This window comes from Endozoicomonas montiporae CL-33 (assembly GCF_001583435.1).
Classification (GTDB): Bacteria; Pseudomonadota; Gammaproteobacteria; order Pseudomonadales; family Endozoicomonadaceae; genus Endozoicomonas_A; species Endozoicomonas_A montiporae.
On record NZ_CP013251.1, the window covers coordinates 2859121 to 2875917 of the forward strand.

Annotated in this window: 12 protein-coding genes; 3 read left to right on the plus strand and 9 right to left on the minus strand. The window is 46.7% G+C overall.

Translation table 11 applies throughout. The features are described 5' to 3' along the window. Window positions 1-119: 119 nt before the first annotated feature. From EZMO1_RS28155 to EZMO1_RS13175, 5 genes are all read right to left on the minus strand, one after another. A protein-coding gene (locus tag EZMO1_RS28155) for an IS1 family transposase (RefSeq protein WP_420809906.1) occupies window positions 120-877 on the minus strand; the annotation gives its coding sequence in 2 pieces (ribosomal slippage) (window positions 120-610 and window positions 610-877; 759 coding nt in all). A gap of 145 nt (window positions 878-1022) precedes the next feature. After that, complete coding sequence (locus EZMO1_RS13160) at window positions 1023-1535, minus strand: hypothetical protein (RefSeq protein ID WP_034872916.1); 513 nt, start codon at window positions 1533-1535, stop codon at window positions 1023-1025. A gap of 430 nt (window positions 1536-1965) precedes the next feature. After that, window positions 1966-2373 (minus strand): hypothetical protein, encoded by a 408-nt coding sequence (locus tag EZMO1_RS13165; protein WP_034872915.1) that lies wholly within the window; start codon window positions 2371-2373, stop codon window positions 1966-1968. Window positions 2374-2929: 556 nt separating this feature from the next. Continuing rightward, window positions 2930-6916, minus strand: a complete 3987-nt coding sequence (locus EZMO1_RS13170; RefSeq protein ID WP_160174004.1) for an AsmA family protein — start codon at window positions 6914-6916, stop codon at window positions 2930-2932. A gap of 222 nt (window positions 6917-7138) precedes the next feature. After that, on the minus strand, window positions 7139-8215 hold the full coding sequence (locus EZMO1_RS13175) for a mechanosensitive ion channel family protein (protein WP_034872913.1): 1077 nt from the start codon (window positions 8213-8215) through the stop codon (window positions 7139-7141). 286 nt (window positions 8216-8501) lie between these two features. Here EZMO1_RS13175 and EZMO1_RS13180 point away from each other — a divergent pair, with 286 nt between their 5' ends. Both EZMO1_RS13180 and EZMO1_RS13185 read left to right on the plus strand, forming a co-directional pair. Further along, window positions 8502-9287 (plus strand): RING finger protein, encoded by a 786-nt coding sequence (locus tag EZMO1_RS13180; RefSeq protein ID WP_145912591.1) that lies wholly within the window; start codon window positions 8502-8504, stop codon window positions 9285-9287. Between the two features lie 53 nt (window positions 9288-9340). Next, window positions 9341-9664: a hypothetical protein gene (locus EZMO1_RS13185; RefSeq protein ID WP_034872911.1), complete on the plus strand. Its 324-nt coding sequence runs from the start codon at window positions 9341-9343 to the stop codon at window positions 9662-9664. 334 nt (window positions 9665-9998) lie between these two features. Here EZMO1_RS13185 and EZMO1_RS13195 read toward each other — a convergent pair. The 3 genes from EZMO1_RS13195 to EZMO1_RS25580 all read right to left on the minus strand — a co-directional run bounded on the left by EZMO1_RS13195 (window position 9999) and on the right by EZMO1_RS25580 (window position 13372). Beyond that, a protein-coding gene (locus tag EZMO1_RS13195; protein ID WP_145912592.1) for an IS3 family transposase occupies window positions 9999-11107 on the minus strand; the annotation gives its coding sequence in 2 pieces (ribosomal slippage) (window positions 9999-10840 and window positions 10840-11107; 1110 coding nt in all). A gap of 71 nt (window positions 11108-11178) precedes the next feature. Further along, window positions 11179-11517: a nucleotidyltransferase family protein gene (locus tag EZMO1_RS13205; RefSeq protein WP_061509519.1), complete on the minus strand. Its 339-nt coding sequence runs from the start codon at window positions 11515-11517 to the stop codon at window positions 11179-11181. 431 nt (window positions 11518-11948) lie between these two features. Then, window positions 11949-13372, minus strand: a protein-coding gene (locus EZMO1_RS25580) for an ISNCY family transposase (RefSeq protein ID WP_244886697.1) whose coding sequence is annotated in 2 segments (ribosomal slippage) — window positions 11949-12928 and window positions 12928-13372 — 1425 coding nt in all. Because the reading frame shifts where the segments join, the coding sequence is not laid out codon by codon here. 378 nt (window positions 13373-13750) lie between these two features. Here EZMO1_RS25580 and EZMO1_RS13225 point away from each other — a divergent pair. Then, a protein-coding gene (locus EZMO1_RS13225) for an IS3 family transposase (protein WP_145912593.1) occupies window positions 13751-15321 on the plus strand; the annotation gives its coding sequence in 2 pieces (ribosomal slippage) (window positions 13751-14225 and window positions 14225-15321; 1572 coding nt in all). 264 nt (window positions 15322-15585) lie between these two features. On the opposite strand, the gene EZMO1_RS13230 is transcribed toward EZMO1_RS13225, so the two are convergent. After that, a complete protein-coding gene (locus EZMO1_RS13230) occupies window positions 15586-16782 on the minus strand; it encodes an IS4 family transposase (protein WP_145912594.1) in 1197 nt (398 codons plus the stop codon). Window positions 16783-16797: the final 15 nt, after the last annotated feature.

Genomic DNA, 16797 nt, shown 5'->3' on the forward strand with positions numbered 1-16797 from the left:
GTCCAGAGGTTTGTGGATTTTTCGAACATCACATTGACGATATGTGATAATGATTCACATTTGACGACATCCGACGATTAACTCATTTGAGAAAAAGGATGGGTAGTGGGCCAGAACTGTTATATCGCGTGAATATTGACCCCAAACTCAACTTTATTAATCAATAATCCAATAACAATATCGTGCATCTTTTCGAGCTTTGAAAAACAAATTGTCTTTCTGGCCAACCGTTTAATCCAAGTCCGAAAATTAAGGTTTTTACGCTCTATCTTCTGAGTGTTTGCTTTACCAATAATATGCATGTTTTCATCAAGGTGTCGCTCATAGGCTCCCCAATCATCGGTGTAAAATTTATTAATACCAAATGGCTTCAGAAGTGTTTTGAGTTCTTTAAAAACTTCATCTTTCCGTTTTCCGAAAACATAAGCAAGCACGGTATTTGTAGCGTGATCAACAGCATACCAAAGCCAGCGTTGGTTCGATTTATCATGAACATACGACCACTGCTCATCTAGCTCAGCCTCTTGGCAGACAAGCCCTACATGAATAATTGCATCTGACTTGAGATCAATAGTTTGAATATTTGGGTTGACCTTTACCAGACCGCTTTCTTTTTTTTTAGAGTCTTTATTACTGTTGTCTTGCTTATTCCGAGTACTTTACTTGTATCCCTGATTCCGCTGCCATTTATTGCCATATCGATGATTTTTTCTTTAACGCCAGGCTCACAGGCCTTGTAGCGATATTCAAGCATGAAGGTTTTGATTTCACATTTGTCATTACAGCAATAGTATCGTGGAACATCATGAGTGCTGTATCCGAAAGGCCGAACTTGGTTACTGCCACATGTTGTACAGAGGACTTGCGTAAGGCACATTTTTAAACCGCATTTTTCAAAGTTGCCGAATGTCGTATTTTAGCAGACAGGGCTAGAATCACAGAACTGTGCCACTACCAAAGGATGATCAAGATCTGAAAGCCCGACTGGCATCATCGGGCTGTATTGGGATTTCATGACTTTTCTAGTGAACTGAATCGCTGCTGGTAAAGCCCGAATGAGGAGAACTGCATAGCTCACTTCTTTCTATAGAGAGATTATAAGCTGACATCATTAATGGTTGTGGATACTGCTTGAGCCACTCTCGAATTTCCGCCATTTTTTCTTCGCAGCACTGACAAACCCGGTGACGGTGAGAGAAATTCAACAACGCTTTAGAGACCGTTCTCATGGCATACAGCAGGTAGTGCTGAAACTCGGTTGAAAAACAGTCCTCTTTCATTAACAGCAACACTCTGCGATACGGCATCAGGTAGTGATGACTGGCTTGCTGAATGTTGTCGGTCTGCTCATAAAGGCATCCCAGATTGTGCATATTCGCCACCCATCCCATTAGCAGTGAGATGTCTTCCAGCTTCACAAACCACTCGGCCTCTATTGTGCTGACTGCCTTGCAATAGGCGACTTCAGCACGATCCCACTGTTTCAAACGATACGCTTCATTCCCCTGCAGGGTTATGTCTTGCCACTGAGCCATAACGTCCCCTCATCTTTAATGAGAATCATTATCGTTCGCAAATTAGGATAAATCAACCGTATTTTTGTGGGTTCGAACACAGGTAAATCTTGTATAAATGTACCAGATTTAAGTGGCTACTCTTTTACTTGATAGTAATTGAGGCTGGCCTGCGCCCGCTGTCTATGTTAATTGTTGAACGCAACAATAGGTCATTGCACAGTGTTGCATATCAACTGAAAACACACAGTCCTGATTTATTTTCATTTAAAAAGCGATGACTCAATAGATAATTCAAACCATTAACTAACGAAAGCAAACAAGTAACCTGCTGTAAATAATTAAGCATAAATTGTAGATTTAAAAGAAACTTATCGAGTTTTTTAAAATTATCTAACTCGCAATATATTCCCAATGAAAAAATAGTGTAATTGTTGAGACAGCAGTAAAATTACATAAGCTTGATAGTTTTTCTTTTACGGGTTTTATTAAAAACACGATCAAATTCAATCAGGTAAGAGTGGTACTTAACGGAACCCGGTTGCAAGCCCTGCTCCTTTGCATAGCGTTTTGGGTTGTTACTGGATGCACGCATGGCATCTTTTCTGGCCTGGTCTTTGGAACTCATGATGGACCAGATCGTTTTTCGGGACATGGGCATATAGTCTGCCACCAGACCGCGGTGTGGATCGAGCTTCACTGACACGACACAATTGTCATCTTCGCTGATAGCCATAACACTCATACCACGATTATCGCGAATGGCTTCCCGTAGTTTACTTTTTCCATCTCTGGAAATAATCTGACCACCGTCGCTAATAAAAAAGCTGACACCTGGCTCTGTTGTATAAGAATGCATACACTCTCCCTTATCGAAGTGAAATGACTATTGCTTGATGCTGCGTGATGACTGACTTTTTTATTCGTTATTTTTGCGTGACATAAATTAGCAAAACCCATTTAAAGCGACAAGGCTACTGATTGGCAAAAGCTATGTTACAGATTGTTAAATCAAATTAATGCAATGTTAAAGTCTACATCGTCAAAAATATTGATCATTTAAAGTGATTGTATTTAAACCAATGATCAATACAGACTGTCTGATTCAGACATTTTATAAAGACAGAACGATCATATACTGATACCTGATTGTCCATACTGGTCATTTGGCGATTTATTCATCGATCAAAGCTTTTCATCTCTGAACCAAACAGTTACATAAAAAACTTAAATGAAATTGAGTAAATTTTTTGTAAGCTCACCAATTGGCGCACTAATGATCTTTTTTTAAACAGTTCTATCTGAACAATGCGCCTTCAGGTGCAACAATAACCAAGGCTCGCTGTAAGTCTTTAACAATTTAAGGGTACTCAAGCCAAAGCCCGAAGTACCCATCATCAACAGGTAATATGAATTTACTTCAAAGGCGGTTTAACAGACTCGTTGTACATCTGTGTACAGAGATGACTGCCGTTTTCTTCCAGTGGCTGTTCCAGTAACCAGCGAAGCGGTGCTACCACCGGGCTGGTCAGGAACCGAATCGTTGTGACAATCAGTTCACCAGACGGTATGCCAAAGCCAAAGTCATTGAAACTGCCGCTCACCATCACTGGCAATGACAAGCCAAATATCTGCGCGGTTTTGGCTCTGGGTACCAGCACCAGGTTGATTTTCTCATGGGTAAAGTCAATGTCGGAATGCCCCAGTACCTGCATTTTCGAAGTGTCCAGCATCAGAACATTGTCTTTCATCTGGCCATCCTCCAGTTGAAAGGTTCCGACGGCACAGTTCAGCTGGGAAGGATCACTGGGACCCAGTCGGGGCAATACCGCTGTCGCCAGACCAACGGCCCAGAGATCGATAATTCCGGCTTCAAAGTCTCTTGGCCATACTGCAAACCCAAAATCTCCCTTAGCATGGCTGAACAGGTCTTCCGGTGTTTGCGCCACAGTCTCAATATCCATTCTGAAGCTGATGTCACCCTGCATTTTCGTATAAGGATCAATGCGACGGGCCAACACACCGTAATCCAGACGATCGATATCGGCTTTCAGGCCAATGGCAAATCCATCTTCCTGCGCCCTCAGGTGACCATGAGCATTGATCTCACCACCGGGCAAAGCAATATAGAGTGGGTTAAGAGACAGATCACCTTCCTGAAGTTTCAGGTACAACTGACCTTCACCCAGATGATCGTCGCCTGATAACACTTCATCAACGTCCAGACGGAAATTCATGTTCAGGCGATGAAGAATTTCGGCACTGAGCAGTGATGGCTCTTCTTCATCATTTTCTGCCGGTGTCTCAGCCACCGTTTCCTCTTCATTATCTTCGCTGGACCAGGCTTTCCAGTCACCGGTTCTGAAGTCATTAAGCTGAATCGATGAGGCTGTCAGCTGGATATCCAGCTCCGGTTTACTTTCAGTCTTCAGTTCAATCTTCCCCGTCAGTTCACTGTCGCCTACCGTGATTTTTGACTGGGCTATTTCAAAGCCGGTGGGTTTCATACCTAAACGACCATTGACACCGACTGGACCATAAGGCGGCATATCAACATCCAGCAGCGGGTTCAGTCTGGTCAGTGACGGCGTTTTAAAGATAAGTCCGAGTCTGGCTGTACGCCGTTCGATAGGCAGGTTCACCATGGCATAGGACATAAACGTCATATCATTAATATGTGCCGACAGCTGCATATTGACGTTTTTTGGATTGGTCAGCAGACGGTTCAGCGGGTTAAAGCTGACTTCAAACGTCACAGGCAGATTTTTCAGCTCACCGTCCATTTTCAGCGTTGTTCGCAGATTTGGACGGGCTGTGATGGTTCCGGCATTCAGCAATACATCAGAGACTTCGCCATTGCCATTATTCAGACGAAGCAAACCACCATCCAGTGCGGCCTGCAGTTCAACTGTTCTGATCAGTTCCGCAATGGTTTCACCGCGTAACTTGAGGTTAAAGCGGGCTTTGTCCAAAGTGACATCAACGTCGTCAATGACGCCCAGCTCGGACATCATACGACCAAAGTCAGGTCGATCAACATTCAGATTAAAGTCGGATGCAATGGTTTGGTGACGTAAATCCAGTGCCAGATCACCATAGAAATAGGAACCTGCATAAATAGCCGACAGTGGACTGGGTTTTAGCCGACCATCACGGATATAGCCGGAGAATTTCAGGTCACTGAGGGTTTGTCCTGCGACAAACAGTGAGTCCATGCGGAAATCAATATCGGCATCGGCAATGTAGATCTCGTCAGCCAGCAGCGGCACATCCAGCTTAAAGCCATCTTCCGATGGTGTGTCATTGCTCTTTTGTCCGGTTGCTTGTCCGGTTGATGGTGCTTCACCCTCTGGAAACTCTTTACCCTCAGGAAACAAGGTCACCAACTGGTCAACATTGAGTCTGGGTAATCTGGCCACTATTTTCGCGAGTCCACCCTCTTCTTTGCGAATCCAGTCAATGTCCAGTTTGCCGGTCGATTCACCAATCACCAGTTGCGATAAGGCAATGCCCAGAGATGCCCGCTGATTATGCAGACTGCCGCGAAAACGCATGGGTTCTTTAACATCAGGTTTTACCCCCAACCATCTGGACAGGTCACCCAGATGAGTCGCATTCATTTCAATGGCAAACTGACTGTTTTCACCAAAGCCGGATTCGGCAACAAAACCTTTTGCACTGGCGGTAAAGGCCGGACTGTTCACCTGCAGATCAAGATGCCAGTCTTTACCCCTGCGAATGGCGATCAGTGGGTCGGCCTGCATCGTGATGTCTACCGGAATAGACAAAAGATCGGCATCCACGGACACTTCCGTATTCTTCGTCAGCCCCATGCTGGCATTGGCTGTTCGAACCCGCCAGTCTTCATTGTCATTGACCAGCAAGCGCCCGTTCTCCATTGCCAGTTCCAGACGGGCATTGCGAATCAGGCGAGCCACCGAGCGACCTCTTGAATGAACATTCAGAGAGAAAGCATCCACCTCCCCTTTGGCAGGTGCTTCCATCAGCCATGCCATTAAAGGACCAATATTGGCTTGCTGTGCCGACAGCGCCGCTTCTGTACGAATACGGCGCTCACTGGCCGTAGTTTCCCAGTGACCGGAAAGGTTGATGCCTTCAATCACCACCGACACCGGTGCTTTCAATTGACCGTCAGCCATTTCAACGGTGATGTGAGTATCCGACACGGATACCGGTAAACCAATCGTTTCACCGATTTCAACATCAAGATTAACCACTGCACTGTTTAACCAGTTGTTCACCAGCTGATTGAGGGGGAGAACCTCTTCTTCAGGTTCGCTGTCCTGACTGGCAGTAGCCGTGTTTGGCTCCTGAACCTCCGGGTCATCCTCCGTCGTATCCGCCTGTTCCAGCCAGGGGGTAAAGTTCAGCTGGTTCATGGACAAGCTGCCACTCAGTCGTGGTGGCTTGCCACGCCGAACTTCCAGCTGGCCGGACAGATCACTCTCTGCCAGCTCAATGTTGATGTCGTTCAGAAGCAGAGCAGCCGGGTTCATCGTCACACGACTGTCTACCGATATGGGTGCCATGCGTGCCACTTCGCTGCCAGCAAAGGTTTCGAGTACCGGAGCTGTGGGTGCCCTGATTTCAAGCTGGAACTGAGAATCCTGCTTTTTAGCCAGGTTAAACTCTCCTTGTATGCTCAGGCGGGCATCGTCCAGCATGGCTTGCAGCTCAATATTGCCTGCCTGTCCCTTCAGGTGCTGGCTGAGTGCTGTTTTGGCATTCACTGCCCAGCCAACACCCTGCATTTCTCCCTCGGCATGAAAAACCAGGTTATCGGCGTCGTCTGCTGACAGAACCAGATCATCCATACGCCCATCAAACTGTATGTCGTCCTGCTGGTCGTCGTAGACAAATGACAAGTTCTTAACAGCCACCTGTTGGTCAATCTTCAGCTCAAAGCCGGATGGCAGGCCGGAGCTTCCTGATGAGCTGGCAGGAGAATCATTCGCCGAGCTGTTTTTATCAGGCTCAGTGCTATCTATCTCCCAGTTGGCTTTCCCCTGCTCGCTACGTTCCAGTCGAACAGCGACGTTTTCAGCCAGAATATGATCAATATCAACCGTATTACGTAACAGTGGCAATACACCTATTTTGGCGCTGATCAGGCCAACATCCACCATTGACGCTTCAGGGTTTGAGCGAGGGGCGAGTCGAGCGTTGGTAATTTTGACAGAGGGGCGAAGAGACACTCTGGCTTCGATATCGCCCTCCAACGCCAGATGATAGGGCAATGCGTTATTGGCCACTCCCAGAATAGTATCTCGCCATGGACTCAGGTCAACACGAAAGCCGATGGTGAGAAAAAACAGTAGTAGAAGAAGCAGTACAGCAATGACTGCCAGAAATCGTTTTGTAAATTTAATGAGAATATTCACCAGCCAGTCCAACATCGAGCCTTATCGCTACCGAAACCGGCAGTGATAAAGCGTCATGGTCAATCAATAAAGCTGGATGATACAACAGACAGGAGGGATTGCCAGAGGCGAGAGGTCAATGAGAAGAAAGAAAGGCAGGGTTAATCGTCAGGTTTAGCCGTATCGCCTAAATATAAGACAATGGTTATATAATTACGACCAAACCTGATCAAGTAGCAGGCATTATGAGCTGGATGAAAAAGGAGTACCTTCCGGAATATCCAGTGTCCGGGTCGGGAAAGCAAATTCGGCGCCGTGACGGGTCACTATTTCACCAACGCCCATTAGAATATCCTGACGGGTCTTCATGTACACTGACCAGTCAATGTCCACTGTAAAACAGCGAACCAGTAAATCCAGTGAACTGGCTCCGTAATCCGTAAAACGTGCCAGAGCATCGCGCCCATGATCGACCCCTTCGTGCCGGGCGAGATAAGCATCAATATCCTGGATAATGGCGTTTAATTTGGAAAAATCCTGATAGCGTAAGCCAATGATGACATTGATGCGCCGGTTCTGCATGCGCGAGGGATTGATCACCGCCAGATTGGTAAACAGTGCGTTAGGGACATAAACCGGTGTTCGGTCATAGCCGCGTATGCGGGTCTGACGCCAGCCAATGTGTTCAACAAAGCCTTCGATCTGTTGGTTCTGCAGACTGATTTTATCGCCAACAACAAAAGGACGATCCATATAAATGGTCAGCCCGCCGAACAGGTTCGCCAGCATATCTTTGGCTGCCAGACCAACGGCCAGCCCCCCTACTCCACCAAATGCCAGCAGCCCGCTGATACTGACACCCAAGTTCTGTAGCAGGGTGAGTACAATGGCCATGGTCAAACCGATTTGCAGCAGTTTAATCATAAACTCCAGCGTTGCCTTATCCATTTTAACGGCACGTCGGTTGGTCTGATAAAAGCTGTTTCGCACCAGACGGAGATAACGGATCAGCAACGAATAAATGAGCAGTATCAACACAATACGGCGAACCTGCCCCACCAGTTCGGCCTCTTCCAGATGGATGTATTCCAGCAGAAAATCCACCATCAGACTGACACCAAGCAACAGCACAGCCAGCGTCAGCACCGGTCTGGCAGCTCTGGCCAGCGTGTCGTCCCAGTGACTGGAGGTTTTGTCAAAATGCTGTACCGCTTGCTTCAACCCCCGACTGCAGATCCATGCCAGAATCAGACTGAATGACAAGACGATTGCTGACTTGAACAACAAAAGAGTCAGTGCAGAGTAATCCTGCCAGAGCATAAATGTTCTCTCCTACTGCGGGTAATACCGGGCTGAGCTTTTGGTCTGAACCTATCCGGTAAGCTTAACAGACACTGTGCAGACTATGCAGACTGACTTGCATACAGATCTACAGAATCACTGGCTGTTAGAGTTTACAGTGCATGGCAGGTTCAATCGCTAAACGCAACATCGTCAGGCAAACTGACCGCAATGACAGTAATGCTGACAAAGCGGATTAAACACTGGAATTAGTCGAATGGAATGATCTCTAACCCTCATTATTCTTTAAACAGAGATCTTCACAATGCCTGCATTAAGCGATGTGACCCATAATCTACCGGAGTGTGCCCTCTGCCTTTCCGAGATGCATGCTCCGGATTTTGCGCCTAACCCTGAACAGAAATGCAAATTTGATCATAAGCACCGAACCATTCAGCTCGCTTGTGGGCATCACTATCACAGTGACTGCATGAAAGAGCAGCTGACAAAGGGCATAAGCGCTTGTGCTGTATGCATGAAATCCCTGTCTCAGCGTGATATCAATGTGTTCAACCGTGAGATTGGTTGTCAGGTAAGTCTCCGGTCAAGAGAGACGCTGGGAAGAGAAGTGATGAGGGAAGAACGCCAGGGTGAAGATCGTGCTTCTGTGGAAAACTACCGCCTCTGGCGGGCAGATATGCTGAGAACTGCATACAGAGAAAGAGCCCGACGCCGACTTCAGGCGATCAGACGCTTCATCCCCCTCTACGGAACACCCCAAAGAAGACGGATTCCCTCCTTCAGGGCATGGATCCGGCCTGCACCACAGGCAAGGCTATTGAGACAAACCCTGCCGATTCGTACCATCAGACCCTCTTATAAAACGCAGAGAACACAGACTTATATAACCAGACCACAGACAGCAGCATCACCGGTGCGAAAGTGCCATTTATCAACCACTATTGGCAGTCAGCACAAACCCACTACCGTGGTTTGTATGACATTCGAGAACTGGTTACCAAAAGCGAAGGTTCCCGAAACATTCTGGATGCCCGTTGTTTATCACGGTTCCAGACCCGTGTTTTATCCTGGCCGTTTGACCACTTTTTAATCTTGATAGCGAACCGGTATAATGCGAAGTTTGATGAAGTATCAGGTTAACCCATGACCACCAAAACCAAAGCACAGGCGCTGCAGGAAAAACTCAACGAGTCCCTGAAAGAGATTTACACTCTGGCACTTCGAGCTGACGAACAGATTGAACAGTATAAAAACGACGATCAGGGCAAGTTTTCAGCCATATTTCAGAAAGACTCCGGGTTTAATGTCCACGCCGACCACTTTCTTCCTTATCTGATTGAAGTCTCTGAAGATGTTCAGGCTTTGGATGATGTCAATGAAGATGAGCTGACTGCCAAGTTGCAGCCAATACTGAATAAAATTCAGTTAATGTCACAAGTGTTGCAACAATTCCATGCCATTGCATGAATAGCAACGGCTGAACAATGATGCTGGCTTTTCAGAAAACTGACTCAAAAGCCAGTGTCAGCAGTCTTTCAAAGTGTAGTCTGCAAGGTCTTTTAATATCCGTATATTTTCAGGGTTGCCATAGGCTTTATTGAACAGGTTGAATGCATTTCTATCGTTTGCTTCCAGCCACTTCAGACTCTGTTTTGGCCCTAAAAACCACAGAGTTCGCAACGAAAAGTAACGATTCAGCAATTCATACTGAAGCCAGGTTCTTCGGTAATTATGGTGGACCCCACTGTCAAGACAGTAAACCAACAAATTTAAGTTAAGTCCTGGCAGTGGTCCAAAGCCCTCATGCAAAGTGAATTGCCTTAGGCGTTTTATAACTCAACGACTGGTGTAATCGTTCAGTGTTGTAAAACTCAAAGTATTCATCCAGCCCAGTATAAAGCTCTGGAACAGTCTGAAATTCATGCGTGTACAGCCATTCATGTTTGACGGAGCGCCACAGCCTCTCGACAAAAATGTTATCCAGTGCTCGCCCTTTCCCGTCCATGCTGATACGTATTTCCCGTTCCTGAAGAGGTGCCAGAAAATCATTACTGGTAAACTGACACCCTTGGTCAGTGTTGAATATATCAGGTTCACCTTGTTCCAAAGCTCGACCCAGCGCATGAATACAGAAGTCTGCATCCAGTGTGTTCGACAGCTCCCAGCTGACCACGTAACGGCTGTACCAGTCAATAATGGCAACCAGATACATAAACCCCTGAGGCATCGGGCAGTACGTAATATCAGTACTCCAGACCTGATTGGGTCTCACAATATCAACGCCGTTCAACAAGTACGGGTAAACCTTATGCTCTTTGTTTCTCAGGCTTGTGCCCGGTTTTGGTCCGACAGCCTGTATGCCCATCAGCCTCATAAGTCGCTGTATACGCTTCCTGTTGACCGGAAAGCCCTGCTCATTCAGCCATGCAGTTATCTTACGACTGCCGTAAAACGGTGTACGTGTATACTGCTCATCAATGAGCCTCATCAGATTCAGATTCTCAGGGCTTTCCAAAGCTGGAGAAGCTTGGTAATACCAGCTTGACCTGCTTAACCCAACCAGTTCACATTGGCGCTGAATGCTGATCTTCGAGTGATCCGGGTCTATGCATCTCCGTTTGTCATCAATGGACATTGCCAGATTTTTTTTTTCAACCAGTCCAGCTCCATTTTAAGCCGTCCGATCTCCTGATACAGGGGGGCAGTGAGCGCATCTGGATCTACCTCTGGCCGTGCCCTGCCGAAGACTTCTGGAACCCCCTGGAGTAGCTGTCGCTTCCACTGGCTAACCTGAACGGCTGCAACTTCGTGTTCGCTTGCCAGCTGGTTTATGGTCTTTTCGCCCTTGTAGGCTTCGAGTGCTACCTGTGCCTTAAATTCGGGCTTATGTCGTTTTCTTTTTGCTGTCATGATTCCCTCCTGCAGGGTCATCTTACAGCCAGAAAACTTAACTTAGCTACCTGTCCAGTTTATGGGGTCCATCATAGTGGTTCAGGGCCCTCAGAGAGTACCCTCCTGACCTCTTCAAGCAACGGTTCACCAAGACCACGCTGATCAACCACGCAAAGGCCACTGTCGAATTTAAGAAACTCCTCTGAAACATTGTTCATTGAGGCGGTTGGATAGACCCAGGCATCAAGGTAGCAGCCGTTGAACTGACGGGCATCTCTGGTGACTGGTGGGTGATCCATAAAGCAGGCAATATCTATATCACTATCAGGGCTGGCATCCCCCCTGGCCCTGGAGCCATACACGATGACGGTGTGAGGCTGGTATTTGTCTGTTATATCTTCCAGAGCAAGTCGGGTGATTTTATCCATTATCTTTTTCTTTTTGAGTACACTGCCTGAACCATTGAATATGTGTGCTTTCAATAATGGAATTAATCTGTGCTTCCAAAATAATCATTAGCCCAGCTGAATGCAAAAGAACCAAACATAAAGGCAGCTAATGTTATGACGGACTTGTATGCAACATCATTTCCTATATATCCCCATACGGCGAGAACTACAACAACCACTGTTGATAGAATTGCAATGCTACTTAGTGCCTGTCAGAAAACCTCTGAAAAACGGCAGTCGTTCTTGGCCGACAGAAGTTGATAACGGCTGGATTTGAGTTACCAGACGAACAAAGGATGTTTTTTGTACCGCACTGTTCAAAATACAACCTGATTCGACTATCTACAAGCGCAGTAATCTCTCATGCCCGGCATGATCAAAAGTAAACTGACGGAAGCCTGGCTGAAAGGCTACTGACGATCTCTGGTCAGCAGAATTTTACCCAGCCGTTTCAGGTTGCTGGCGACAACAGCCAGTGCGACATAGCGCTCAAAGCCTTCTATCCCTTTATCCGGGCATTTGTCGAGACCATTCGCTTCCAGTGCATTGATATCGGATTCAACAGCTGAGTGTTTTCTTCTTGCCCGGATAAACTCCGGGTGGGATTCCCGTTTTTTATCATTGGCCGACAGCCTCCCTTTCTTGGGGAGAACCGGGCGTTCCAGAAGAACTTCCAACTTTTCAAGATTGCCCGGACTCCAGAAGCCTTTGTCGTAGCTTACCTGGCTTAATGTCGGGAACCGCTTTTTGGCAGCCTCGGCCATAGGTACTGTAACCTGGTCGTCTGTTTGTTTTTGCATGACCTGATGATGCAAAGTAAAACCGAACTGATCCTGCAACACGCAGACCCGTAACCCCAGTTCAACCGGAGTTCCGGCTTTGCCTTTGCTGATCCATTCTGTATGAGGCTCAAAGATTGAGAACACCTTCTCATTATGGGGAATCTGCTCATGTTCTATCACCCGTCGGTAAATCAGGTTTATCTGGTGACGGCTGTGGGCTATGTGGTATTTGAGGTTTTCCAGCCTTGGCTCATCCGGTTGTTTTTTCAACAGCAAGGACAAGGTCGTTTCAGCTTTGCGGACAATTGAAAGGCTGTACTTTATGTACTCAAGGTGAGCCATTTCAATGTCGTGCTGCCGCTGCTGTTGTTTCAGTTCACAGGTTGCGCTGGAATGCTTCAGGTTTCGAGCCTTGTTGTAGCGTTTGCGATGCTGGTCTTTAAGATATTTGCTCTGACGCCAGCCCGGAAGCTGGTACTGATTGGAGAGAGCGGATGCAAACTCAATGCTTTTACGGCAAGCGTCGCTCAGAAGGCTGATATCCGTGGGGAAATGGACATCGGTTTTGACTACGAAGGAATCGGCACGGCCATGTAGCGGCTCATCTTTTTTTTAACCAGCTGGTGACCTGCATCCACCGTGACCTGGTTAATCTGATCCAGTATCTCCGGTGTGAAGAGGCTGATGTTACCCTGCAATGTTTGTATATGGTAGGAATGGGTACAATATGGGCCGTGACCGAGCATTTTCCGTAATGTCCCATGTTCATTAGCCAACTCTTGCAGGCGGTCGTAGTCACAATTAGTGACAAGGCGCAGAGTGCCAAAGACCAGAATGTTCCAGAGGTCCATACCGGGACGACCATTGTGCCGACTGGCAGGAATCATGTTCTCAAGCACCTGAAAAACCCTGTGTCGCAGCTCAGGTGTTATCCAGATATGTTGCAGCCCCCGAAGCAGACGGGGAATGTCGTCTCTGGACTTGGGGTTGAACGTGATGGCGGAGATATCAACTTCGCCCAACTGCATTTGTGGGTTGATGGTTTGGCGCATAAATGTGAAAACAGCTTGTTTTGGAAAATCTTCGAGTACTATATGGGGCTGCAGGCTGCTATTTTCAAGTGTTTGAGGGTTTTCGGACAGGCACTACTTAAACCAAACAGAATTGATCTTACAACTTTTCTGTCCAATATTCCTTTTTTAACTTTGTTGCTTGAAGGTTCAGGTTCATTCCAAGAATCATCTGACATTTTTATTATATTCCTTTATTCGTAGTTCCTATGAACTTAAATTCATTCAAATCTTAAAATCAAGATGAATTCACAAGCTTATTTTATGAAGTCTCATTTTATAGCTTTCCCCCTGTGTCAGCATAGTTGTCACCTCTTCTGATTTTTAAAAATCTCACAGGGGACGGTCAGTGAGCAATCAATGGCCAGCTATTCAGAAGAGTTGAAGCAGTCCGTCATTCAGAAGATGATGCCACCTAATAATACGCCTGTATCGCAGTTGGTTCGTGAAACAGGTATCTCTAACTGGACTCTATACAGTTGGCGAAAAAAAGCGTTATCGCAAGGAGTGCCCGTGCCTGGCAACGGTAAAAATCCAGACCTATGGACACCTGAAAATCAGTTAGCTGTCATCATTGAAACAGCGGCATTAAATCAAGCTGAACTGGCTGAATACTGTCGTAAGAAAGGCCTGTTTGCTGAACAAATCCAACAGTGGAAAGAAGGCTTTATCAATCGTAGCCCGGCACAACCTGAAAGTCAGTCGAGTCAGCGTAAAAAGCTGTCTGACGAACACAAAAAAGACAAGCAAACGATTAAAAAACTGGAACGCGAACTCAAGCGCAAGGACAAGGCGTTAGCAGAGACTGCTGCCTTGCTGGTACTCACAAAAAAGGCCCAAGAGATCTGGGGGGAGCCAGAGGACGATTAGTTTCCCTTCCGGATCGACAGAACGCAGTAAAACTGATTGAGCATGCCGTCAGTGATGGTGCTCGCCAATCAAAAGCTTGTCAGGTTATCGGGCTGTCAGAAAGAACCATTCAGCGATGGACGCAGGAGGGTACAGTGATACCTGACAACCGAAAAAATGCCGACAGGCCAGAACCAGCGAATAAGCTTTCAGATGCTGAGCGACAGGCGATCATAGATGTCTCTAACAGCGAGCGTTTCAAGAGCCTTCCTCCCAGTCAGATTGTTCCTGCACTGGCTGATGAAGGTGAGTACCTTGCGTCTGAGCGGACATTTTACCGAGTGCTCCATGAAGCGGGCCAGCAGAATCACCGTGGGAAGGCTGCCAGACCTAACCGACATAAGCCGACCTCTTATTGTGCAACAGGCCCTAATCAGGTGTGGACCTGGGATATCACGTATTTAAGGTCTCCGGTAAGGGGCCAGTTCTACTACCTGTATCTCGTGATAGACATCTATAGCCGTATGATTGTCACTTGGGAAGTTCATGAAGTTGAGTCAGCTGAGTATGCATCCGAAATGATCACGAAAGCTTGTATAAAACGGGGTATCGGGGCGATGGAGTCACCGTTGGTTTTACACTCTGATAATGGCAGTGCAATGAAGGGCGGAACGATGCTGTCAACGCTGCAAAGTCTGGGCGTGGTGACCTCTTTCAGTCGCCCACGGGTCAGTGATGACAATCCATATTCTGAGGCTATATTCAGAACATTGAAGTACCGGCCTGGTTACCCCCGAAGTCCGTTTGCAGATCTGGAAGCTGCACGCAACTGGGTACATGGCTTCACTCAGTGGTACAACGAAGAGCATAAGCACAGCGGGCTGAAATTTCTGACACCAGCCCAGAGACACAGGGGAGAAGCGAATGAGCTTCTAAATAATCGTAAAGAGGTTTACGAACTTGCAAAGCAGCGTCATCCGGAGCGTTGGGGAAAGCGTTCAACAAGAGACTGGAATCTTGACTGTGAAGTCTGGTTGAATCCGGACAGGTCGATCACTGGTCAACAAAAGGAAGTTGCGTAAGATGAGGCGACAACTTTGTTGACAAATACCGCTTTAGGTAAACCACTATATTTCAAAACTCATTATAACAAATATTTTTTTGATATCATCCAATTAAAGAATTAATACGGGTTGATTACGGGATATTTTTTGATGAGGGTGCAGGTAAGGTCATTAGCATGGGTTAAGAGAGTGGTTTGCACACAAGCTTTCGGTGCCGATTCAAAACAGTTGATAGTATTCTCGGTGGATGGACTCTACTATAACTTTATCATAGGGACGACATTAAGCGGCACCGCCTGAGATCAACCCTAATACAGATCGCCCGGTTTGCCTATCTCTGGCCGGATGTTCACGCTTTGCGCTCTTCTCCCAGAATGAAATCAGGCTTTTCAGGTCACGAGATAAGCACCGGCTTTTTTTCATTAGCGATTTCATGACATTTCCAAAAAGATGAGTGCCACATTTCGCCACTTTATGGGTCGATATTTCAGCATTCATATCGGCTTCCGTTGCATGAGCCAAATATCGCTTCAGTGTTGCTACAATAAACGACAGTAATATCAGGCTGATAACCAGAGTGGCAAATTTAGTATTGAATCGGTGCCAGCCTGCATATGATTTAACTTCCTTGAATATCAGTTCAATCTGCCATCTCAGGCGATACGCCAAGAAGACTTGCTCCAAACTGAAATTATCTCTGCTTAAATTAGTGACAATAAATACCCAGCACCCTCTCTGACCGTTCCAGCGCACAACAAGACGAAATGTTCGCTTACTCAGTTGAGACCACTCAACATCAAGATCCATGCACTTGTCTTTGGGAAAGGAAGACAATACTTCATTGAGCTTTTTCCCTTCGTAACGGTGATACTGCTTACCGTCCTCTCTTTCACACCAGTGAATAACCGGATTGATACTTTGTGGTGCCCTGCACAGAAAGCAGCCTTCCCGATCATCAACAGCCCCGAAGTACTCCAGCTCGAAATAACCGGCATCAATAAGTATCAACGTCCGCTTCAGAGAAGAGTGAAGCGCCGGCAGGCAAGCTCTTTCCGAACGAGTATCTTCTGTCATTTGTACGCGGACAAAACTATCTTCAAGCAAATCGACAGTAGCATGCATTTCGATGGCAGCTGGACTGACTTTGTTAAACCGCCCCGGCAAAACGTCCTTAAGCTCGTCATAGACGGCCTGAGACGAACCATCATGGAGCCAGATATGTTGAAATTCAGAAAAGGGACTGCTTGGTTCAAAGCTAATTACTTTGCGACTGACAGCATCAAGACACCGCAGCCAGAGCCAGAGAATCAACAGGGGAAGAGAAGTCTTTTTGACTTGCTCCCGCCATGAATGGTCAGAAATGTTCAAACCGGTCATCTCAATAAACTTCCGGTACAAGTCAGCCTGTGTCGTTGAACATCCGTCACCACCAAGGCAGGCAATAAAGGCTATGATGAGTTCGAGAGGCGGTAGTGGCACAGTTCTGTGATTCTA